Origin of the sequence: Enterobacter cloacae complex sp. AR_0002 (genome assembly GCF_001922365.1) — a bacterium.
Classification (GTDB): Bacteria; Pseudomonadota; Gammaproteobacteria; order Enterobacterales; family Enterobacteriaceae; genus Enterobacter; species Enterobacter hormaechei_C.
This window is the reverse complement of sequence record NZ_CP018814.1, coordinates 585742-608730: the sequence shown is the minus strand read 5'-3', so window position 1 is coordinate 608730 and position 22989 is coordinate 585742. Positions and strand designations below refer to the sequence as shown.

General features: G+C 44.8%; 18 protein-coding genes and 1 pseudogene. 1 reads left to right on the top strand and 18 read right to left on the bottom strand.

Features of this window, described 5'->3' with window-relative positions; translation table 11 throughout:
• Positions 1-25: 25 nt before the first annotated feature.
• A complete protein-coding gene (gene wzzB / locus AM329_RS02975) occupies positions 26-1006 on the bottom strand; it encodes an LPS O-antigen chain length determinant protein WzzB (protein WP_032609642.1) in 981 nt (326 codons plus the stop codon).
• Between the two features lie 192 nt (positions 1007-1198).
• On the opposite strand from wzzB, the gene AM329_RS02970 reads away from it, so the two are divergent.
• Entirely contained in the window at positions 1199-2203 is a 1005-nt protein-coding gene (locus AM329_RS02970) for an NAD-dependent epimerase (protein ID WP_032609643.1), read from the top strand.
• 37 nt (positions 2204-2240) lie between these two features.
• Here AM329_RS02970 and AM329_RS02965 read toward each other — a convergent pair.
• The 17 genes and pseudogenes from AM329_RS02965 to AM329_RS02885 all read right to left on the bottom strand — a co-directional run bounded on the left by AM329_RS02965 (position 2241) and on the right by AM329_RS02885 (position 22962).
• Positions 2241-3556 (bottom strand): annotated as a pseudogene (locus AM329_RS02965) (IS4 family transposase).
• 121 nt (positions 3557-3677) lie between these two features.
• Positions 3678-4844 carry a UDP-glucose 6-dehydrogenase gene (ugd, locus tag AM329_RS02960; RefSeq protein ID WP_032609644.1) on the bottom strand — a complete coding sequence of 389 codons (1167 nt, stop codon included), beginning with the start codon at positions 4842-4844 and terminating at the stop codon, positions 3678-3680.
• 253 nt (positions 4845-5097) lie between these two features.
• Positions 5098-6504 (bottom strand): NADP-dependent phosphogluconate dehydrogenase, encoded by a 1407-nt coding sequence (gndA, locus tag AM329_RS02955; protein ID WP_023294999.1) that lies wholly within the window; start codon positions 6502-6504, stop codon positions 5098-5100.
• Between the two features lie 135 nt (positions 6505-6639).
• Positions 6640-7188, bottom strand: coding sequence for a dTDP-4-dehydrorhamnose 3,5-epimerase (gene rfbC, locus AM329_RS02950; RefSeq protein ID WP_075155257.1), 549 nt, complete (start codon positions 7186-7188; stop codon positions 6640-6642).
• A gap of 10 nt (positions 7189-7198) precedes the next feature.
• Positions 7199-8089: a dTDP-4-dehydrorhamnose reductase gene (gene rfbD, locus AM329_RS02945; RefSeq protein WP_032609645.1), complete on the bottom strand. Its 891-nt coding sequence runs from the start codon at positions 8087-8089 to the stop codon at positions 7199-7201.
• Between the two features lie 12 nt (positions 8090-8101).
• Positions 8102-8968, bottom strand: coding sequence for a glucose-1-phosphate thymidylyltransferase RfbA (gene rfbA, locus AM329_RS02940; RefSeq protein WP_032609646.1), 867 nt, complete (start codon positions 8966-8968; stop codon positions 8102-8104).
• A 15-nt stretch (positions 8969-8983) separates the two neighbouring features.
• On the bottom strand, positions 8984-10048 hold the full coding sequence (gene rfbB, locus AM329_RS02935; RefSeq protein WP_032103484.1) for a dTDP-glucose 4,6-dehydratase: 1065 nt from the start codon (positions 10046-10048) through the stop codon (positions 8984-8986).
• A gap of 79 nt (positions 10049-10127) precedes the next feature.
• Positions 10128-11159 (bottom strand): glycosyltransferase, encoded by a 1032-nt coding sequence (locus tag AM329_RS02930; RefSeq protein ID WP_032609647.1) that lies wholly within the window; start codon positions 11157-11159, stop codon positions 10128-10130.
• 39 nt (positions 11160-11198) lie between these two features.
• Positions 11199-12635: an undecaprenyl-phosphate galactose phosphotransferase WbaP gene (gene wbaP / locus AM329_RS02925; protein ID WP_032609648.1), complete on the bottom strand. Its 1437-nt coding sequence runs from the start codon at positions 12633-12635 to the stop codon at positions 11199-11201.
• A 43-nt stretch (positions 12636-12678) separates the two neighbouring features.
• Positions 12679-13860 (bottom strand): glycosyltransferase family 4 protein, encoded by a 1182-nt coding sequence (locus AM329_RS02920; protein ID WP_023295006.1) that lies wholly within the window; start codon positions 13858-13860, stop codon positions 12679-12681.
• Positions 13838-15037: a glycosyltransferase gene (locus AM329_RS02915; protein ID WP_032609649.1), complete on the bottom strand. Its 1200-nt coding sequence runs from the start codon at positions 15035-15037 to the stop codon at positions 13838-13840. Before AM329_RS02915 ends, AM329_RS02920 begins: the two co-directional genes overlap by 23 nt.
• Positions 15038-15046: 9 nt before the next feature.
• A complete protein-coding gene (gene murJ, locus AM329_RS02910; protein ID WP_032609650.1) occupies positions 15047-16540 on the bottom strand; it encodes a murein biosynthesis integral membrane protein MurJ in 1494 nt (497 codons plus the stop codon).
• Positions 16537-17703 (bottom strand): glycosyltransferase family 4 protein, encoded by a 1167-nt coding sequence (locus tag AM329_RS02905; protein ID WP_032609651.1) that lies wholly within the window; start codon positions 17701-17703, stop codon positions 16537-16539. Before AM329_RS02905 ends, murJ begins: the two co-directional genes overlap by 4 nt.
• A complete protein-coding gene (locus AM329_RS02900) occupies positions 17696-18832 on the bottom strand; it encodes a glycosyltransferase (RefSeq protein WP_032609653.1) in 1137 nt (378 codons plus the stop codon). The genes AM329_RS02905 and AM329_RS02900 overlap by 8 nt, the downstream gene beginning before the upstream one ends.
• A complete protein-coding gene (locus AM329_RS02895; RefSeq protein WP_032609654.1) occupies positions 18829-20148 on the bottom strand; it encodes an O-antigen ligase in 1320 nt (439 codons plus the stop codon). Before AM329_RS02895 ends, AM329_RS02900 begins: the two co-directional genes overlap by 4 nt.
• A gap of 34 nt (positions 20149-20182) precedes the next feature.
• Positions 20183-21565 (bottom strand): phosphomannomutase/phosphoglucomutase, encoded by a 1383-nt coding sequence (locus tag AM329_RS02890; protein WP_032609656.1) that lies wholly within the window; start codon positions 21563-21565, stop codon positions 20183-20185.
• The gene (locus AM329_RS02885) at positions 21565-22962 is read right to left on the bottom strand and encodes a mannose-1-phosphate guanylyltransferase/mannose-6-phosphate isomerase (RefSeq protein WP_032103498.1); all 1398 of its coding nucleotides are present in this window, start codon (positions 22960-22962) and stop codon (positions 21565-21567) included. Before AM329_RS02885 ends, AM329_RS02890 begins: the two co-directional genes overlap by 1 nt.
• Between the last annotated feature and the right edge of the window lie 27 nt (positions 22963-22989).

The window sequence follows — 22989 nt, the reverse complement described above, 5'->3', positions numbered from 1 at the left end:
AGACCCGGTCTTTTTTATGTGTAAATCAGGTTTTTGGTTTGTAGTTTCTCAGCGCGTTACGGCCGAGGACGACAGCAGAACCGATGATCCCGCCGAGGAGAACGGCAAGGATGAGGGTAATGGCCTTTTTAGGGCTGTCACGACGGATAGGCAGATTAGGTTTCATGACGTAACGATAGACGTGAATAGTGTCTGGGTTAACGTTGAGGTTCTGAATATCCAGTAAGTTTTGTTTGGTCTGGTAGTAAGCGCCTGAAAAGACCAGCGGACGTGACGCTTCGTTATCAATCATTGACTTGAGCGCTACGGTACCCAGCAGGAACATGGTTTCCTGAGTGACATCCTGCGTTTGCTGGAGCTGTGGAGTACTAATCTTAGCAGCTTCCGCATTCTTGTAAGCTTCAGAGATCTGTTTGATACGCAGATCTTTCTGCTCCTGTGCTACTTTCTCCTGGTTCTGAAGGGAGTCGTTCAGGGTTGTGATCTGCTGCTTGAGGTTATCTCTGAGGTCAAGCGTCAGTTCTTTAGCCGTCTGCTCATCAACCTGCTGAATATACTGAGCTAATTGCTTTTGAGCTGCATCAGCGGATTCGCCCTGATAGCTTACGGTTAAAGGTAAACTTTGCCCTTTTACGGTAGGCTCAATAGTCAGTTTTTCCGGATCTTCCTGATTCTCCAGAGCCTGTGCTAATGCCGAGAAAGAGGAATTAAAACGACCAATAGCACGATTCTGAATATCCAGCATAGAAGGCGCTGCGCCACCATAGAGGATATTCAACGCATTGGAATAGGTGGCGATTTGTGCCGCATCAGGCTGGGCTATGATGGCAGAGGATGTCCATTTTTCTTTAGCTACAGTGATGTAAACAACGGCGAGAACAATGAAAGCAGCAACGAATGCCCCAATCACCCACTTTCCACGCCACAGCTGTAGCACTAAATCCAGTAAATCAATTTGCTCCGGGTCATTGTTGCGTGTGACCAAGTTATCGTTGTTGTGCGTCATACAATCCCTAACAGATGAAAAAGGGCAAAAACAATCTTGTTTCCATAGTGTATCTGTTGCTGGCGATTTTTCTATAAGAATCCGATGAGTTATATCGGAAAGATGGGTTATGTAAGTGAAGTGCGACGCGCTATCATAGACGGATTCTGATGTCCTGGGACATCAACAAGAACACTGTGAATGAGGGAAGCTATGAAATTTCTTGTAACGGGCGCCGCGGGCTTTATCGGTTCTCATGTCAGTAAGCGCCTGCTTGATGCAGGGCATGAAGTTGTTGGGATTGATAATCTGAATGATTACTATGACCCTAACCTCAAGCTCGCTCGCCTCGAACTGCTCAAATCCGAGAGTTTCACTTTCCACAAGCTGGACTTAGCGGATCGCGAGGGCATGGCTGCGCTCTTCGCCAATGAGAAATTTGACCGCGTGATCCATCTTGCTGCCCAGGCGGGCGTGCGTTACTCGCTGGAAAACCCGCATGCCTACGCAGATGCAAACCTGGTAGGTCACCTGAACGTGCTGGAAGGCTGTCGCCACAATAAGGTTCAGCATCTTCTGTATGCTTCATCCAGCTCTGTCTACGGCCTCAACCGTAAGATGCCGTTTTCTACTGACGACTCCGTGGATCATCCGGTATCGCTGTATGCCGCAACCAAAAAAGCCAATGAGCTGATGTCGCATACCTATTCGCATCTGTACAATCTGCCGACCACTGGCCTGCGCTTCTTTACCGTGTATGGCCCATGGGGCCGACCGGACATGGCGCTGTTCAAATTCACCAAAGCCATGATTGAAGGCAACAGCATCGACGTATACAACTACGGCAAGATGAAGCGCGACTTCACCTATATCGATGATATTGCGGAGGCGATTATTCGCCTACAAGACGTCATTCCTCAGGCCGATGCCGACTGGACGGTCGAAACCGGTTCGCCAGCAACCAGCTCTGCCCCGTATCGCGTGTATAACATCGGCAACAGTTCACCTGTCGAACTGATGGATTACATCACCGCGCTTGAAGAGGCGCTGGGCAAGGCAGCGGTGAAAAATATGATGCCGATCCAGCCGGGGGACGTGCTGGAGACCAGTGCGGACACCAAAGCGCTGTATGACGTTATTGGGTTTAAACCACAAACCTCAGTCAAAGAAGGCGTGAAAAACTTCGTCGACTGGTACCGCAACTTCTATAACGTTTAAAAACAAAAAACCCGGCAGATTGCCTAATGCTTGTCAGTTAAGCTTTTGAAGATTGCCGTAACGCGTAGCGTTGCGGCTTCTTTTTTACTGCTCGTGGGTAATGCCTCTTCCTGCGTCCCGGTAGCACAAAACTTTCCGCCATGGCCAGTATCTCATTTATTATCTTCGGGATTTTACCCGGTGAGACCGCTGGTAACAGACTTAGCTGGGCCGACAGATACAGACTCGCCTGCTTAAAATCTATCTGATATGGCTCTATCCCTTTCAGATTATACATCATTTGCGCCATCATAAATCGCAGCAGGTTATAGGCCAGCACCACGCCCCACAGTTCCTGCTCCACCAGTTCCGGTTTCCGGCTTCTTAGCACCTGTTCATTATTCAGAAGATGTTGCTTCATCTCCCTGAACCCGTGCTCTATTTCCCAACGATGCCCGTACAGCTCGGTAATGTCTGCTTTAGGGTATCTCAGCGGGTCATTCATTGACGTCAGGATACGCACCATCTTCCCGTTTACCTCTTTACTGACCAGCCTCGCCGTCAGTACTGGCGGTACGCCGTCCCATTTGCGTTTCGCCTGTGGAGATACATTCAGCTCCACGATGTCATCCTCTTTGCCCTGTTTCTGTATTACCTGATACTGCCGTCTTTTTTGAGCGGGATTAACCAGTGTTTCTCCACACCCAATGACTGCCAGTGGTGCATCAGTCCCAGAGCGTAAAAGCCTTTGTCCATGAGCGTCAGCGTATGTTCCGGCGTTCGCTCCGCGAGCCGTGCCGCAAGGTCAATTACGCTGGTCGCCGATACGCTGCCGAAAGCCGTTCCCGTCAGAAGGTGGCTGGTGACTTCCATCTGGCAGACCATGCGAACCTGGGGCCACTCAGAGCGGGAACTGGCATTCGCCGTGCGTCCGAAGGCGGCATCATTTTCTGGTGTATCTGGGGTTCGCCATAACGTTCCATCCACTGCCAGCAGCGTGAGTCCATTCAAGTGTGACAAGGGTGTTTTTTCAAACCAGAGCTGGCGCGTTTTTTCAAAGACCCGGCGAATAACATCAGCCCCCAGCCACTGACGAGCCTGAACAACGGCGCTGGGCACCACAAAGGGACGTTTACCGGGAAGAAGAATATCGAGGCGTGAGACTATCTGGTTCATGGACAGGGAACGAAACAATGCCATCCCGGTTACAGCCCAGACCATCATCTCCAGCGGAAGCCGACGTTTGCGGATAGTGACGATACCGGTATCAGTGAGACATTCATCAATAAGTTCAGGTGAGAGTAGTTCAGAAAGCGCAGAAAACGCCACCGGCGTAAAATTATGAACGGTGTTGAGAGCCTGACTTAGAAGCATAAAAAATCCGGAAACGTGTGAGTATGTCCGGATTTTTACACAAACAAGGGATCGGTCAACCGATCCTTAACTGAACGGCATTAGGCGCGATGACCGGTTTTTTATGCTCATAACGCTAACATCAGTCACTGCCAAACAGATCGCGGGTATAGACCTTATCAGCGACGTCTGCCAGCTCTTCCGCCATACGGTTCGAGATAATCACATCCGCTTCTTTCTTAAAAGCGTCGAGATCGCGAACCACGCGGGAGTGGAAAAATTCATCTTCCTGCATCGCTGGTTCATAGATAATGACCTGCACGCCTTTCGCCTTAATACGCTTCATGATCCCCTGAATAGATGAGGCGCGGAAGTTATCAGAGCCGCTCTTCATGATCAGACGATAGACGCCCACCACTTTCGGCTGACGCGCAAGGATAGAATCAGAGATGAAGTCTTTACGCGTGCGGTTGGCATCCACAATCGCGGAAATCAGGTTGTTTGGCACCGCCTGATAGTTTGCCAGCAGCTGCTTGGTATCTTTCGGCAGGCAGTAACCGCCGTAGCCAAACGACGGGTTGTTGTAATGATTGCCTATACGCGGGTCGAGGCACACGCCTTCGATGATCTGGCGGGTGTTCAGGCCCAGACTCTCTGCATAGCTGTCCAGCTCGTTGAAGTAGGCCACGCGCATTGCCAGATAGGTATTGGCGAAGAGCTTGATCGCCTCGGCTTCGGTAGAGTCAGTGAACAGTACCGGAATATCTTTCTTGATTGCGCCTTCCTGCAGCAGTGCGGCAAAACGTTCCGCACGCTCAGAGCGCTCACCGATCACGATACGGGATGGGTGCAGGTTATCGTATAACGCCCTGCCCTCGCGCAGAAACTCTGGCGAGAAGAAGACATTATCAATACGCAACTCTTCTTTAATCGATTTGGTGAAGCCTACCGGAATGGTCGATTTGATGATCATCACCGCTTTTGGGTTGATTGCGATAACATCTTTGATCACCGCTTCTACGGTTGAGGTGTTGAAGTAGTTGGTTTTTGGGTCGTAATCCGTTGGTGTGGCGATGATGACGAAATCTGCGTCGCGGTAGGCGTCTTCTTTGTCCGTCGTAGCACGGAAATTCAGCGGTTTATTAGCAAGGTATTCCTGGATTTCTTTATCAACAATCGGGGATTGCTTTTGATTAAGCATATCCACTTTGGACTGAACGATATCCAACGCCACCACTTCATGGTTTTGTGCGATCAGAATGCCGTTTGATAGGCCTACATAGCCTGTTCCGGAAATAGTTATTTTCATTCGTTCAACTTCTTCAAGTTTAGGTTTCAGGAGGCGTAAGCACACCACCGCAATAAACAACTGTTGAGGTTTTTACCTCTTATGTTGAGCGGCTGTCAAGGCGAATGCCTAGCTGCAGAAATGAGAAAACGCAGTGGTTTATAGGGTGTTTAAAGACACTCGCTGGACAAAGCAAGTCCAGATGGGCTTATCCGTTATAAAAAAAGCCCGGTGAACATCACCGGGCTTTGTTATCAGGCTGAGTTAAATCAGATTAATCCAGCCATTCGGTGTGGAACACACCTTCTTTATCGGTACGTTTATACGTATGCGCACCAAAGTAATCACGCTGCGCCTGGATCAGGTTCGCTGGCAGTACGGCAGCACGGTAGCTGTCATAGTACGCCACCGCAGCGGAGAAGGTCGGAACAGGGATACCGTTCTGCACAGCGTAAGCAACCACGTCACGCAGCGCCTGCTGGTATTCGTCCGCGATTTTCTTGAAGTACGGTGCCAGCAGCAGATTCGCGATACCGGCATTTTCAGCGTACGCATCAGTAATTTTCTGCAGGAACTGAGCGCGGATAATGCAACCAGCACGGAAGATCTTCGCGATTTCGCCGTAATTCAGATCCCAGTTGTTTTCGTCTGAAGCGGCACGCAGCTGAGAGAAACCTTGTGCATAAGAGACGATTTTACCCAGATACAGTGCACGACGAACTTTCTCAACGAATTCAGCTTTATCACCCGCTGGCTTGGCCTGAGGGCCAGACAGTACTTTTGAAGCGGCAACACGCTGCTCTTTCAGAGAGGAAATGTAACGTGCAAACACAGATTCGGTGATCAGGGACAGAGGCTCGCCCAGATCCAGAGAGCTCTGGCTGGTCCATTTACCGGTCCCCTTGTTCGCTGCTTCATCCAGAATCACATCAACCAGGTATTTACCCTCTTCATCTTTTTTAGTGAAGATATCTTTGGTGATGTCGATCAGGTAGCTGTTCAGCTCGCCTTTATTCCACTCGGTGAAGGTCTCGGCGAGTTCTTCGTTAGAGAGGTTCAGGCCACCTTTCAGCAGGGAGTATGCTTCGGCAATCAACTGCATATCGCCGTATTCGATGCCGTTGTGAACCATTTTCACATAGTGGCCAGCACCGTCAGGACCGATATAGGTCACGCACGGCTCGCCGTCTTCTGCAACGGCTGCAATTTTGGTCAGGATAGGCGCGACCAGTTCGTACGCTTCTTTCTGGCCGCCAGGCATGATAGAAGGACCTTTCAGTGCACCTTCTTCACCACCGGAAACGCCGGTACCGATGAAGTTAAAGCCTTCCGCAGACAGTTCACGGTTACGACGAATGGTGTCGTGGAAGAAGGTGTTGCCGCCATCAATGATGATGTCGCCTTTATCCAGATACGGTTTCAGGGAATCGATAGCAGCATCGGTACCCGCGCCCGCTTTCACCATTAACAGGATACGACGAGGCGTTTCCAGAGACTCAACGAACTCTTTAACCGTATAGAAAGGAACCAGCTTCTTGCCTGGATTCTCAGCGATGACTTCTTCAGTTTTATCACGGGAGCGGTTGAAAACGGAGACGGTATAACCACGGCTTTCGATGTTGAGCGCCAGGTTGCGCCCCATCACTGCCATACCGACAACGCCGATCTGTTGCTTTGACATTACATACTCCTGTCTTGGGGATAATCACTGCGGTGCGATGCAGTTTGAATGTATATACGATGTTAACTCAAGCCTGTTACTTATGGATAGCCTTTGGTGCGCTAACGGCCGCGAGATAGGCAAACAGTGTATCGTTTAGTCAAAATAGACGGAATCGGCGAACGTCTTGCCTAAACTATCCTTGGATGACAGCAGGGGTAACTCACCATCAATAAGTGGCCACTTAATCCCAACAGAATCATCATTCCACAATAGGGAATGTTCAGACAAAGGGTTATAATAATCAGTGCACTTATAGACAAACTCAGCGCTTTCAGACAAGACGTAAAAACCGTGAGCAAATCCCTCAGGGATCCAAAGTTGACGTTTGTTTTCAGCGGAAAGCATAATACCTGTCCAGCGCCCAAACGTGGCTGATGATTTTCGCATATCAACAGCAACATCAAAGACTTCTCCGCTGACAACACGTACCAATTTTCCTTGTGGATTTTGAGTCTGGTAATGTAAACCTCTCAAAATATTCCTTGCAGATTTTGAGTGTTTATCCTGCACGAAGTTACGTTCGCATACCAATTCACAAAATTTCTTTTGTTGCCAGGTTTCCATAAAGAAACCCCGTTCATCACCAAAAGTGACCGGCTCGATAATTTTTACATCAGGAATTTCAGTATCAATGACTTTCATTATTAACTCTTTATTTCCCCAAAACTTCTATTACCACACGTTCAACACCTTGTTTCCAGTCTGGAAGTGTCACATTAAACACACGCTGGAATTTCTGATTTGAGAGTCGCGAATTCAACGGACGAGTAGCAGGTGTAGGATACTCACTGGTAGAAATGCCGTTAACTTCCTGGATAAGAAGAGGCTCACCCTGAGCTTTAGCCGTTTCGAAAACAAAATTTGCATAATCAAACCAGGTCGTTTCCCCGCTTGCGACTAAATGGTATTTACCAACAACAGATTTATTATTCTGCTCTTCTCGAATTGCCAGTGCAGTACAATCAGCCAATAATTCAGCACTTGTCGGAGCGCCATGCTGGTCGTTGATAACGGACAACCTCTCTTTCTCACGAGCTAAACGCAGCATGGTTTTCGCAAAATTATTACCACGAGTGGCATAAACCCAGCTGGTGCGGAATATGAGATGTCGGGGATTAAGGCGCGTAATTTCCAACTCGCCTGCTAATTTAGTCTCACCGTAGACATTTAACGGTGCTGGCGCCTCATCTTCCAGCCGATAATGATCGCCCTCACCATCAAACACATAATCTGTAGAGTAATGAATTAGGAGCGCACCTAATTTCGCTGACTCCTCAGCGAGAACCGCAACCCCTTTCTGATTGAGCAACTCAGACAGGTTACGTTCTTGTTCGGCTCTGTCCACAGCGGTATGCGCTGCCGCGTTAACGATAACGTCAGGTTTCACCAATCGTACGGTTTGTGCGATGCCAGGAAGGTCAGTCAAGTCACCACATAAATGCTTGTCGAAATAATCAACTGCGATGACTTCTCCAAGAGTGGAAAGAGAACGTTGTAATTCCCATCCAACCTGCCCGTTTTTTCCTACAAGTAAAATTTTCATTGGCATGCCGGTTTATTGTCCAATCAACATTTTCAAATATTGACCATAAGATGTTTTCTGAAGCAGATCGGCCTGAACAGCTATTTCGTCCGAACTGAGCCATTTATTACGGAATGCAATTTCTTCAAGGCATGCCACTTTCATACCCTGCCGTTTTTCAATGGTATGAATGAACTGAGAAGCTTCAATCAAGCTATCATGAGTACCTGTATCGAGCCAGGCAAATCCACGACCTAATAACTCCACCTCAAGCTCACCCCGGTCAAGATACATCTGATTTAGAGTTGTGATTTCAAGCTCACCGCGAGCAGAGGGCTTTATTTCCTTAACCATGTCGACAACATTATTGTCATAGAAATAGAGTCCAGTGACTGCCCAGTTTGATTTAGGCTTGAGGGGTTTTTCCTCAATAGATAATGCTTTGAAATGTTCATCGAACTCGACAACACCAAAGCGCTCCGGATCCTGAACCTGGTAACCAAACACAGTTGCCCCTGACGTTTTCTTTGCCGCCGCATTCAACTTCATACCGAAACTTTGACCAAAGAAAATATTATCACCCAACACTAATGCGCAAGGCTCGTCGCCAATAAACTTTTCACCGATAGTAAATGCCTGTGCCAGGCCATCTGGTGAGGGCTGCACGGCGTAGGTGAAATTAACACCAAACTGCGAGCCATCTTTCATTAAGCGCTGGAAAGCAGGCATATCTTCAGGTGTGGTGATAATGAGGATATCCCGAATACCGGCAAGCATGAGTACCGATACTGGGTAAAAAATCATAGGCTTGTCATATATAGGGAGCAGTTGCTTAGACACACCTTGTGTAATCGGGTACAGGCGTGTACCTGAACCGCCAGCTAAAACAATTCCTTTCATAACGCTATACCTCGATTATTTGTTCAGGCCAAGACGTTCACCAGCGTAAGAGCCATCAAGAACACGCTGCCACCAACCTTCATTATTAAGATACCATTGAATAGTTTTTTCGATCCCGCTTTCAAAGGTTTCTAGAGGCTCCCAGCCGAGATCATTTTTCATTTTAGTTGCATCAATGGCATAACGAAGATCATGTCCAGGACGATCGGCAACAAAAGTTATAAGCTCTGCAAAATTGACAATACCGTTTGGTTTTTTATCGATGATTTTATCAAGAATTGCGCAAATAGTTTTTACGACATCAATATTTTTACGTTCATTATGACCACCAATGCAATATGTATCACCGATCTTGCCCTCTGTAGCCACTTTGTACAGTGCGCGGGCGTGATCATCAACATACAGCCAATCGCGGATCTGCTCGCCGTTCCCATAGACCGGGAGCGGTTTTCCCGACAAAGCATTAAGAATAATGAGCGGAATTAACTTCTCTGGAAAATGGTAGGGGCCATAGTTGTTAGAACAGTTGGTAATCACCGTTGGTAAACCATAGGTACGATTCCAGGCGCGAACTAAATGATCGCTACCCGCCTTAGAGGCCGAGTAAGGGCTACTTGGCGCATAAGGTGTTTCTTCAGTGAATAATCCGTCAGCATCGTGAAGATCGCCAAAAACTTCATCAGTAGAGATGTGATGGAAGCGGTAAACCTTCTTCCTATCGTCATCAAGTGATGCGTAATACTGACGCGATGCTTCAAGAAGAATGAATGTACCTATTACGTTAGTCTGGATGAAGGCCGCGGGTCCGTCGATAGAACGGTCAACATGACTTTCAGCAGCTAAATGCATCACGATATCAGGCTGGAAGGAATTGAAAATATCCGCAACAGCTTTCGCATTAGTAATATCAGTTAGAGAGAATGAGTATCGCGAATTTTTTTCAACTGGTGCCAGAGACTCAACATTACCTGCATAGGTTAAACAATCAACCACGCATACTGAATCCTGAGTATTATTTATAATATGCCGAACCACGGCTGAACCAATAAAACCAGCACCACCAGTGACAAGAATTTTCATAGTTTTCACTTTCTGTTAGTTATTCAGAGGAGCTCTATACTCAACTGACTCATACAATTCTTTATAAGCTTTTAAAGGATCACTTTTTTTTGAGTATATTATCTATATGCATTGCAAGCATCTCTTCCGTACGGACAAAGTCACATTTTTCTACGAATGTTTTCAATGCATTTTTAGACATTTGAGCAACCAATTCGGGATCCCTATTTAACTTTTCTAGAGCGCGCGTCCATTCAATTAAAGAATTATCTTTAATATAAATACCGCACTTCTCTTTCTCAATATCGACATACCAGTAAGGGTTGTATGTAGCAATAACTGGCACGCCTAAAGCGATAGCCTCAATCAATGAAGACAATCCGACACAATAATTGATCTTATCTGTTTTAATAGGTATAATCATACTCTTTGATGCACTTACTTTCTCAAGCAAGTCTGTATATGCCCAGCGACCTTTATTTATCCTAATGTCGCCATTTACATTTGCATAGCTATCAGGCAAATTTAAATCGCTGGTATAGATATCAATTGTAACGTCGCTATTTTTTACCGATGACATTACAGACGGCAGATCCCTATTTTCACGCCCTGTCGAAATTATATTCTCGTTATGTAATCCATTAATAAAAGGCGCATAGAAAGTTGCATCCCCTCCCCATGATATAAAGTGACATTGATGAGAATGAAGTCCCCTTGAGGCCTTGATTTCATCGCGTGACTTTTCCGAAAGAAAGAAAATCGCATCAATTTTTCTTACATAACACTTTAAAAATGGCAGAAGCAATGAATATATTACTTTCTTTAATCGAGACACTGGAGGGGCGAAAACATCGAGATGCATCCAACCCGCAAACTTTGTTTTAAATAAAAAAATACGTGCCAGAATATAAAAAAGCATCGTTTTTCTTTTAATAAAAGGCATAAAGAACAAATCTGGTTTGAACTTCCAAAATGAAATAAGATCATTAAGTAAATTCCCCCGACCGACCATTACCTCAAAGCCCATCTTTTCTAATTTGGATACGCCGTACACGAACTGCGCAGGGATCTCATTTTTTTTATAACGGCTAAAAGCAGCGCCGTTATCATTAACAAAAACAAAGGCTTTCATTAAAACTCCGTATTAGAGGCCATATCCAATGTGCTTAATTCAGTAAGCGCCTTTTCTCAACAGAACCACATTGACGGTTTTGAAGAGAATGACGATATCATTCCACAAAGACCAGTTTTTGACATACCAAGAGTCAAAATAAACACGCGTGGTGTAGTCAACATCGTTACGTCCACTCACCTGCCACAGGCCAGTCATGCCTGGCTTTACCATCAGATAATATTCAACGTCATCGGCATAGCGTTCCAGCTCTTCGTGGATGACCGGACGCGGGCCGACCAGGCTCATCTCACCTTTAAGTACGTTAAATAACTGAGGTAACTCATCAAGACTCGTTTTACGAATGAAGTGACCAATGGCAGTAATACGCGGATCGTTTTTCAACTTAAAATCTTTTTCCCATTCAGCACGAGCTTCAGGATCTTTCTCAAGTAATTCTGCAAGGATCTCTTTTGAATTGATATTCATAGAGCGAAACTTATAACAGTCAAATTTCTCACCACGGCGCCCAATTCTCGTATGAGCATAGATAGCCGGCCCACCATCACGGGAAACTTTATACCACAGGTAAACCAGCAGTGGCGATGAAACAAGAAGAATGCTTAAGGTGCAGACGATATCGAAGGTACGCTTAATAAAGCGCGAGGTCAGTTTAGACAGATTATTGTGAACCTGAAGAAGTAATACTTCGTGGCTAAATATAAATGACATACTAGTGCCGTATAAAGGAAATCCTCTCAGAGAAGGAATTATTATAACGTTACGGCACTTATGTTTCGCAAGGAATCGTAACCAGTTTTCAAATTTATCCTTTTCGTCAAAATCGCACGCGACTACGAACTGAGTTGAAAACGAATTATAATGAGTAAGCAATGTCTCTTCATCTTTAACGATCGGACACTCTTCCATAATATCGGCTGTCGCATCAAAATCACAAAACGCATCAATTTTGAAACCAGACACCTCATGGCTTTGTAAAGCATAATAGGCTTCACGCGCATTTCGTCCGGAACCTAAAATAACGGTGCGCTTTTTCCAGTAGCCAAATTTGTTAAGAATGATTTTTGTAATTTCACGCGATAACGGAACCATAATGATGGCATATAGCCAACAGTAGGCCCAAATATAGCGAGAAAAGTGCCATTTAGAAAATGCCACTAATGCAAGATCGAAGATCGAAAAGATGACAATAGTACGCAGTGTTTCTTTAAGTTCAGACCAGAAGGGTTTCTTTTGTGCATAATGACGTAAGCGGACGCCAAACCAAAAAACACACATTACTGTCAGAATAAAGTGTGACAACACCCTCACATCAATTTGTAGAATTGGCATAAAGGTATTCAGGTCGCCAATAAAAAACATAACGGTTAAAAAGGAAAGCCCCAAAGAAACATTAAGCCAAAATAAATCCGATGCAATTAAGGCCCCACGGCAAATAAATTCTTTCTTTTGATCTTTAAATACGCTGATTTTCATTGTTTAAATCCTGACATAAATCGGCTGATTTATGCCGTGGTCATTATTTTTCCGGATGAGTATAACTGTTCTGTACTCGCGCAGCCTGAGTATTGATCAGCGACTCAGAGTATTGAGCCCAGGCACTATCGACATACTGACTAATCTCGTCACGGAAACGCTGCTCTGAAAATGTTAAAGCATGTTCGCGACAGTCTTCTGGCTTAATTTCATCGGCGTATTTTTCAAAGGTATTCACTGCTTCGCATATGGCGTCTGCGGTTTGTTCAAAGAAGAACAGCCCAGTCGGTTTATCGCTACCAAGGGGTTTAACCGTTTCGAGGCACCCGCCTTTACCGAAAGTAATGACCGGCGTACCGCTTGCTTGTGCTTCTACAGGCGAGATACCAAAATCCTCTTCTGCAGCAAATACGTAAGCTTTAGCACGCTTCATATAGTCGACCATTGCAGCGTCATCCTGATAGCCGAGTAGCGTGATATTATCCATCGCCAGCTGTTTGATCTTATCCATCTCAGAACCATCACCGATAACCACTAACTTTTTATCAGGCATTTTGGCAAACGCACTAACAATAAGATCAACACGCTTATAAGGCACCATGCGACAAGCAGCCAGATAGAAATCCTCTTTTTTGTCACTGAATTCGAACTTATCCGTATTCACCGGCGGATAGATGACGTCTGCTTGTCTGCCATAAACCTTGTTAATGCGGCGCGCAATAAACCGTGAGTTACCAATAAAATGATTAACGCCCGCAGCGGTACGGTAATCCCAAATACGAATCTTATGCAGGAGATACTTAGCAAGCCACCCTTTCAGACCTTTGTTCAGGCCGGATTCCCGCAGATACTGGTGCTGGAAATCCCACGCGTAACGGATAGGAGAATGGACATACGACACATGAATCTGGTCAGGGCCAGTGATCACCCCTTTGGAAACAGCATGACTGCTTGAAATAACTACGTCATAAGCAGACATATCAAGCTGTTCGATAGCCAACGGCATCAACGGCAGATAAGACTGGAATTTTTTTGCTGCAAATGGCAAACGCTGAATAAATGTTGTAGTGACTTTTTTATTATTAAGAAAATGTTTTTCTTTTGGCTTTAAGAAATCACATACAGCGAAAATATCCGCATCGGGATAACAACGTAAAATTTGCTCAACCACTTTTTCAGAACCCGCATAGGAACTGAACCACTCATGAACGATTGCTACTTTCATTGCGCTTCTCATCAATTAGCTTAAACATTTTTTCAGTGCGTGACTGGTAAGTATATTCTCGGGCAAGCTCCTGACATTTATCCACAGAAATCCGATCGCCAGAGGTAATATCTTCCAGAGCTGAAATAAACTCAACGGGGGTGTGGGCAACGCGAAAATAGTCTTTAAAGTCACACAAGGACGCTAAATCGACACTCACCACTGCCTTCCCTGCCGCCAGATACTCAAAGAACTTCATAGGGAACATTGAAGCAGTATATTCATTCAAATTATTCGGCAGCAAAGTTGCGGCAAAGCCCTTCAGGTAACCAGGCAACTGCTGGTACGCCCTTGGCCCAATTAAATGAATATTTTTGTGACGGGTAAGTTGAGTCGCATCAGTGTTCGGATCTCCCTCGCCAACATCGCCAATCATCACTAGCGACCACTCAGGATGAGCTTCTGCAATCGCTTCCAGGAGAGAGAAATTCACCTTATAGCCGCTAATAGCGCCAATAAAGCCAATTCTTGGCTCCGGGATCGCCTTCAGGTCGGCAGGAACGGGCAGTTGATCATCCAACGCTTTTGAAAAGTGATTATAGTCAGCTACGTTAGAGAAGTAATAGACCTCATCGCTCCAATGCTTTCTTGACTTCAGAAGCGTCAGAGAAGTGACAAAGGTAATGTCTGCGCGACGTACAAGCTCTTCCTCTGCATCCTGAAGGATCTCTACCGGCATTCCAGGCTGAGCTTTAATTTCGTCGACACAATGATAAACAACATAACCGAAATCACCCGGCTCCAGAAAACGCGTGGTCAACGGGTTATAGGTCCATAGCGTTTCGTCTTTGAATTTTAAACGCCAGCACCAGAATTTGAGCGCGCTGCTCAAAATCAGTTTATTAAGCTTACGCACAATAGCGTAGTTATTAAATGGGATGGAAATTGGTGACCATACCCAGACATTGTCGCGCACTTTTCGAGGTGCTTTAATCGCTTTAAGAACCCGGCGGAAGATACGCGAAAGGTCTTTCTTATTTACACTAGGTCGGCGCAGTCCCAGAGACTCTATGTAAAGAACACGGTGCCCACGGTTTGCCAGCTCTAAGGCAACATGCTGTTTATTTGTCCAGAATGGGTTGTCCCAGTCTGCCGTGGATAAGACGACGATGTCTTTTATAACTTTATTTTTGTTCATAAAAATACGCTATCTCAGTCCCTTTTTTTGGAAAATCCCTTTAATACCATTTCGGTACAATGGGAATAACATTGCCCATAACAGACTAAACATCACAAATATTGCGCCATTAATCAAGAGTCGGAAAATAACATTATCAGGTTGAATAATATAATGCCCAAGAGTCAAGATAATAGATGTATAAAGAATTAATCCCAAAGAAATTTTAATTAACACAGGAAAAAGATCTTTTGCAATTCTTAAGTAACACGCGCTAAGGATAAACATCATTAAACTGTATATCGAATTCCCTAGCCCTAACCCAAATGCACCCCACATTTTATACGTCGCCAGGTTGACAACCGCATTACTCAGCAATGCAACCATCATCACAACCAATACTTTCTTATTATTGAGATGTGCGCTCAATGCCTTAATGAATATATAACCTATCACCTGAGCCCAAAGGCCTATGCACATTCCTTGAATAATATCAGTTGTTACCGTTACGGAGTGCTGATCAAATGCACCACGCATAAACAGTAGAATAACGATGTCTTTTGCATAGAAAAAAATGAAAAAAGACATGTTTATAACAAGCAGTGCCAGCCAATTATAAATAAACCTTATCTTATCTCGAACAACTTCTGGCTTTTGCGATGACCATTCAGATAATCCAGCAAATGCTATTGGCACAGACAAAATAAAAACAACAGTGTCAGTAATAAACCGGGCATAATCGAGTCCGGACACTACATCAATACTGATTAATGATGCTAGAGCCCTTTCCAGAGTAATATTACCTTGCAATATTAGAGGTAGTATAAGCAAGGGCCGAAGCGTTATCCAAAAACTCTTCATTACCAATTTGACTTCGGCCGCATCAAAACGACCAGGGAGGGCTAGAATAGTTCCCTTTCTTGCACGGATAAGCGCCCAGATACTAAAAATTATATAGCTACCTGTAAAACCCCATGCAAGTAATAGATAATTATTATAATAATATGCAGCAACCACTCCCAACAGCATGCCGACATTCTGAATGGAGGCCCGCATAGATATGGGTTTATAATCTCCATGTGCCATGGATAAATAATTTATCAGCGCTGAAAAAAGATAGAAAGGACAACAAATTGCCATTATCTTAAGTAACTCAGTCGACATCTCACGCGCATTCCCGCCAATTCCGGGAGCCATGATACCGACCCAATAGTCTGATAAAAAAAACAGCACAATAAATATAAGTACAGATATCAGTGCAAAAAAAATAAACATACAGAGCTTGAAGGTCGAAGCACGAAATTCATTCTCGGTGAGATATTTCTTATATAATGGGATGAATGCTGAATTAAGGCTGTCACTGGTCATGAAGTTTATTGGTACTAGGGTTCCCGTTTGCGCAATACGGTAAGCCCCGTTGATATCTCCTGTACCAAAAAATTTTGCCATCAAAACTTCCCTGACCAATCCAAGAACCTTCGAAAGCATGTTGCCGCCAAGCAGCTGGCTAATAGCTTTTTTCATTTAGAATTTCTTAAGAATAATGAGGTATATTCGCTTACAGAGTGACTTAATGTATTTTTGTCGGGGATAAACGATCTTCTTTCCTTGCTGCTGAGAGTATTAATATAAGTCTGCACATCTTTAAAAGGAATATGACTCGGATTGCACTTGAATATCTTATCACCCGAATTGAATGTAAGATGTTCCGATATTATAAGAGGTAATCCTGAGCTCATGGCCTCCAGTACATTCAATGGCAATCCTTCAACTCTTTTGGTAAGGAATAGAAAAATATCGGCACCTTGCATTATTCTTGCCAATTCAGTTCGCGTCTTAGCCCCCAAGAAAATCACATCATGATTTAACTTAAGTTCATCAACTTTCTTTCGCAACTGTTTTTCATAAGGTCCATTACCACAAATCAGAAGTTTCGCATCTACGTTAACTTTTTTTATTTCAGCAAAAAGATCGATATTTTTATCAACCCCCTTTTGCTCATGTAGGCGTGATGCTGACATGAATACTTTTGCTTCAGAGCTTATGCCTAACTGCTCGCGCACAGTATTTCGCTGGGATATATCATCAGAGAACAAAGACTCATCAATTCCATTTTCGATTTTAACTATTTTATCGTAACTGCAAATAAGCGTTGTTGGAAAGGACGTTAGATCTTTTTTTACAGCGTCTCCAACAGCAACAACCCAGTCGAAGTAAGAGTAATGTTTGGCATCTAAATAAAAACCAAATATGTTTTTAACACTGGATAAAATCTTTTTAATTTTCCGTGTTTTTATCTTAGAAACTAATTCTCCAATTGATGTGCCATGGGCCTGCATAATAAACTTTGCATTTGGGAAAGATTTTTTGTGTTTAAGTGTACTGAATGCACCTGCACTAATGCTAATTACCGCACTGACATTATCTTTAGTTCCCCATGTTTCAATGATTTTTTCAGTCTCAGTCCACCAACCGGCCGAATATGCAGCCTTAGGGATATTTTTTAGCTTTATTATTTGTGGGTTATTTTCTAAAACAGGAATATTTTCATCAAAATCCGTGGTAACTACAGTAACCTTAAAACCTTTAACCTGTAGCTGAACCGCTAAATCCCATGCTACAACTTCCATTCCGCCAAGATGATGGAATGGAAGAGAACGAGCAAATATGATTACTTCCTCAGCCATGAATCAGTTCCTGATATATTTTTTCTAATTTTATGGTTTGTTTGGACAAATTAAATTTTTCGCTAATGAAAATACGGGCATTTTTACCCATTTCAAACCGCTTATGTTCATCCTTCATTAGAAAGGAGATTCTTTCCGCTAATTGTTTATCATCTCGCTCTTTAACTAAAAATCCAGTTTGCTCATCTATAATCGCCTCTGGTATCCCACCATGCTGAGTACCGATAACGGGAACACCGGTCACTGCTGCTTCAAGAAGAACCATACCCAACCCTTCAGCATCACCGGTTTTCGCTGTAATGCTCGGTAAAACCAACATGCTAGCTTTACGCATCCATGCCATAACATCGACGTGGGGCAACGCGCCTGTAAAAGTAACGGTTTGATCCAGACCAAGGGATGTGACCTGAGCCTTCAGCCCATCCAATAACGGCCCTTCTCCTATAATCACAAGCTTAACATCAGGATTTAATAACTTTACCTGCTTGACTGCATTGATTAAAACGGCTGTCCCTTTTTTCTCTACCAGCCTTGCAACATGAAGGATAATGCCTTGATCGTCCTCTTTTGCACGCGGCTGATATTTATTCACATCAATACCAATATAGTGCTGAATGATTTTGCTTTCCGGGAAACCGTGTTGCAGAGCCTGGCGGGCAATGAAATCTGAAACACAAATAAACTTATCACCCTGACTTTTTACTTTATGTTGATGAAGAAGATAATTAATCCAGGCGGGTGACCGTGACGCCAGTAAATCCTTATTACTGACCGTCACATCAAATCCATGAAGTGTTGTCACCAAAGGAATACCTTTCTTCTGCGCCAGCTTTAAAGCATAAAGTCCATCGATCGCAAAGTGTGCATGAATGAGGTCTAAGGGCTGTGATTTTAAAACAGACTGATAAGGCAGCTGCGACGTGGTGATCGCATTCACCATTTCTGCGAGTTTACCGTAAACATTTCCATGTTCATTCAATACACATGCGACTGAGCCTTCTGGTTTCGTCCCGATGAGGCGTCTGCCGATATAGCATTTATCAAAACACTGTAATGCTTCAGCCTGCTGCTGAATAAAAACTTCCGAACCCTTAAAAAGCTGGTTTCTGAAAATACCGACCGTCTTCATTCCTGTACCCTATTATGCCGATTAATTGGTAAATTTGCTGCCAGGCAAAGCCCAAGCATTACGGCTAACACGATCATCTGGTGTTGCTCACCTATTAAGCCAAAGTTTTCGCCAAATCCGTGAGCAAAAAGCCAGGAAAGCACCATCAGGAAGGAAAAGCCGATGTTTTTTTGTTCATTATTTGTACTTCGTATTGCTCTCAAAGCAACCCCAATGCTGCAAAGGATAAAACCTAGCCCCAGCATTGAAGCAATAATTCCTGACTTAGACCAAAGATAAATAAGCGTGTTGTGTGGCGGAAGGAAATAATCAGTGTGCTTACTGTAATCGGCTTCCCAACCACCGTAGCCCTGCCCCATCAATGGATTATTTAAAAATGCGTCAAATGCATAGTTCCATATCTCGTAACGTGTTTCAGCCGTATCCGTGGATTCTTTTAAAAAAACGCTTTGTTCGGTAATGCTGAAAACAACGCTTATAGCGATTAATACTATGGCAAACGAGGCGCCTACTGAACTCAAAATGACGCGTGTCGAACGCTGAAGTTTCAGATAGAAAATAAATGCCGGGATAAGTATCGCGAAAAGGACGCCCGCTTTGGAGCCGGTAAAAAATACGGTTGCCCAGAGCAGAATAGCCATCATAAGCGTGATTTTTGATTTCAACGCCTTGTAAATGCCCCAAGCCATAAAGGATGAGATTCCTGCATAACAGGCAGCAGCATTGGCATTAACGAACAAAACCCCACCCGCTTTAACCGGATCGTAGAAGTTATTCCTGGCTCCATCTAATAAGCTCTGAAGCGTATTCATTCCCATCGTATATTTACTTATAGGGGACAACACTACCGCCAATTCGAGTGACTCATTAAATCTAAAGGTGATGACCGTAATCGCCTGCAAGCAAACAAAAAACAGCATAACGTTGATAGTTTTATACAATGCAACTCGATCTTTCACCGCTAAAACGTAGACGGCGTTTGAGATGACGATAAATTCACACAAATAGGCAATATCACGAATACCCATCGATTTCTCAACCGACCACGCAAGGCTCAGGGTGCTGATGAGTATCAGGCCAAGAAGCATAATATTCGTTGCTTTTGCTAAGAACCGGTTTGCATTAATAATAAATTCAGGCAGGAGCAATGCCGGAAGCAGAAATGCCATTGGAACATCGGCTCCACCTAATTGCACCAGATAGAGCTGCGGAATGCTACATACCAGCACCATTAACAACCTGATGCGTAGGTGCAGAGCGAGGAAAACAAAAAAGAAAATTAAACCTACGATTGCCGCTAATAAGACTTCTAACATTAATATTTTCCCACGCGATTAGGCAACTTAGAAATTAGCTTTTTATCAGCCCTAACAGCTCATCTCGTTTCGCTTCCATTAAACCCAGATCGGCATCTGCTTCCACATTTAGACGCAGCAGCGGTTCGGTATTGGAGGTGCGAATGTTAAAGCGCCAGCCCGGGAAAGACATGCTCAGTCCATCCGTGTAGTCAATATCCACAGCCAGGGAGGAGTAGCGGTTTTCAATCTCATCAATTAACGCAGAAGCATGGACCACTTTGCGATTAATTTCACCAGATACAGGGAAGCGTGCGATACGTGATTCCACTAGCGAGCCAAGAGAGCGTCCGGATGTTATTACCAGTTCAGCAACCAGCAACCATGGAATCATGCCGCTGTCACAATAAGCAAACTCACGGAAATAATGGTGAGCGCTCATTTCACCGCCGTATACCGCATTCTCTTTGCGCATACGCTCTTTAATAAAAGCATGACCGGTTTTAGACATCACAGGGATCCCGCCCGCGCGCTCGACAATATCAACCGTATTCCAGGTCAGTCGCGGGTCGTGGATGATTTTCGCGCCACGCTCTTTATTCAGGAAGGCTTCTGCTAAGAGTCCAACGATATAGTAACCTTCGATAAAATTGGCTTTCTCGTCAAACAGGAAGCAGCGATCAAAATCTCCGTCAAACGCGATACCCATATCCGCTTCAGCTGTAACAACCGCATTGGCGGTATCCTGGCGTGCTTCTGGCAGAAGTGGATTTGGAATACCGTGCGGGAAAGTACCATCCGGATCGTTATGAACTTTTATAAAATCGACAGGAATGCCGGCCGTTTTGAAACGCTTTTCAATTTCATCAATAACGTGCCCCGCGGTACCATTACCGGAGTTGATGACTAACTTAATCGGTTTAATGCGGAAATTGTCGAGATTGATATAGCCCAGTAAATGATCAACATACTCATTAAGAACGTTAATCTTTTTATAGCTTCCCATACGCTGAGATGGGGCGAAATCATTTATTTCCGCGAGGAGCTGGATCTCTTTCAAACCCGTGTCACCGCTGATCGGCCGGGCACCGCTGCGAACCAGCTTCATCCCGTTATAGTCAATCGGATTATGGCTGGCCGTTACTTCTATACCGCCATCAACGCCCAGATGGAAGGTGGCGAAGTAAATCTCTTCTGTGCCAGAAAGTCCAATATCAAGCACATCACAGCCGCCCGCCATCAAGCCTTCCGCGAGAGCCAGCTTCAGAGACTCACTTGTCAGACGAACGTCGCCGCCGACAACAACCTGTTTTGGTTCCAGACATTGCGCATAAGCGCGACCAATACGCCAGGCAATATCCTCATTAAGCTCTTCACCTAATTTCCCCCGAATATCATAGGCCTTAAAACAACTTAATTTTTTATTGTTATTTTCCATTATGAAATCCTTAGTACGTCATCTTCACCCAAATAACTACCAAACTGAATTTCCAGAATTTCCAGATTTATTTTTCCTGGATTCGAGAGCTTATGTTTTTTTCCCACAGGGATTGTCGTTGATTCATTTTCAGTGAGATAAATTTCGTTCCCTTCGACACCAATTAGCGCCGTTCCGGTCAGCACAACCCAGTGCTCAATACGATGATGATGCAGCTGAAGCGAGAGCTCACCACCAGGAATAATGGTTACACGGTTAACCCGGTAACGCGTATCCCGAACAAGCGTTTCGACATGGCCCCAGGGCATATAACGCGTGGTATGTTCGCGACATTCAGCACGTGAATGGGCTTTTAGATGCTCAACAACAACTTTCACATCCTGGACATTATCCTTATGGGAAACCAGCAGCGCATCTTTGGTATTAACAATAATAAGGTCGTCCAACCCTAACGCTGCGGTTAATTTCCCTTCGCTGCGGATATAACAATCGCGGGTCTGATGGGTGAAAACATCGCCAATCAGCGCGTTGCCATTAGCATCATGCGACGAGGTTTCCCATAGCGCTGACCACGAGCCCACGTCGTTCCACCCTGCATCCATCGCCGTCACAATGCCCAGGTCTGTATGTTCCATCACCGCATAGTCGATGGAATCAGACGGACAACAGGTGAATGTCTCTTTATCGAGTTTGATAAAATCGAGATCGCTGACGGGCTGCTGCATGGCATTTTTGCATGCATCAAGGATCGACGGACAAAATTTCGCAACTTCGTTCAGATAGGAAGAGGCCCGGAACATAAACATACCGCTGTTCCAGAGATACTCTTTACTTTCGAGGTAAGAGATAGCGGTCGCCTGATCCGGTTTTTCAACAAAGCGCTTGATTTTCCAGGCGGTAGACTGATCGGCATGTTGTTCTTCACCACGCTGAATGTAGCCGTAGCCAGTTTCTGGCTGCGTAGGCACGATACCGAAGGTAACCAATTTGCCTTGTTCTGCAAAAGGAATGGCGTTGGTAATGACGGAATGGAATGTGGCTGTGTCGGCAATCAAGTGATCGGCAGCCAGAATGAGCATGACAGGATCTTCACCAGTTTCCAGTGCATGGAGGGCAGCCAGAGTAATAGCCGGTGCCGTATTGCGCCCAACAGGTTCAAGAATGATATTCCCGGCGAGCTTATGCATTTGTCTCAACTGCTCGGCCACCAGAAAACGGTGATCTTCATTGCAGATAACAATCGGATCGGTCACATCCAGACCGTCGAGGCGTGAAATCGTATTTTGCAGCATCGATCCGCCCTGATGGAATGAAAGGAATTGCTTAGGCTGCAACTCGCGAGACATCGGCCATAGTCGACTCCCTGTTCCTCCTGCGATCACCACTGGAAGTAACATCCTGCTTCTCCTGCTTTGCTCAATACT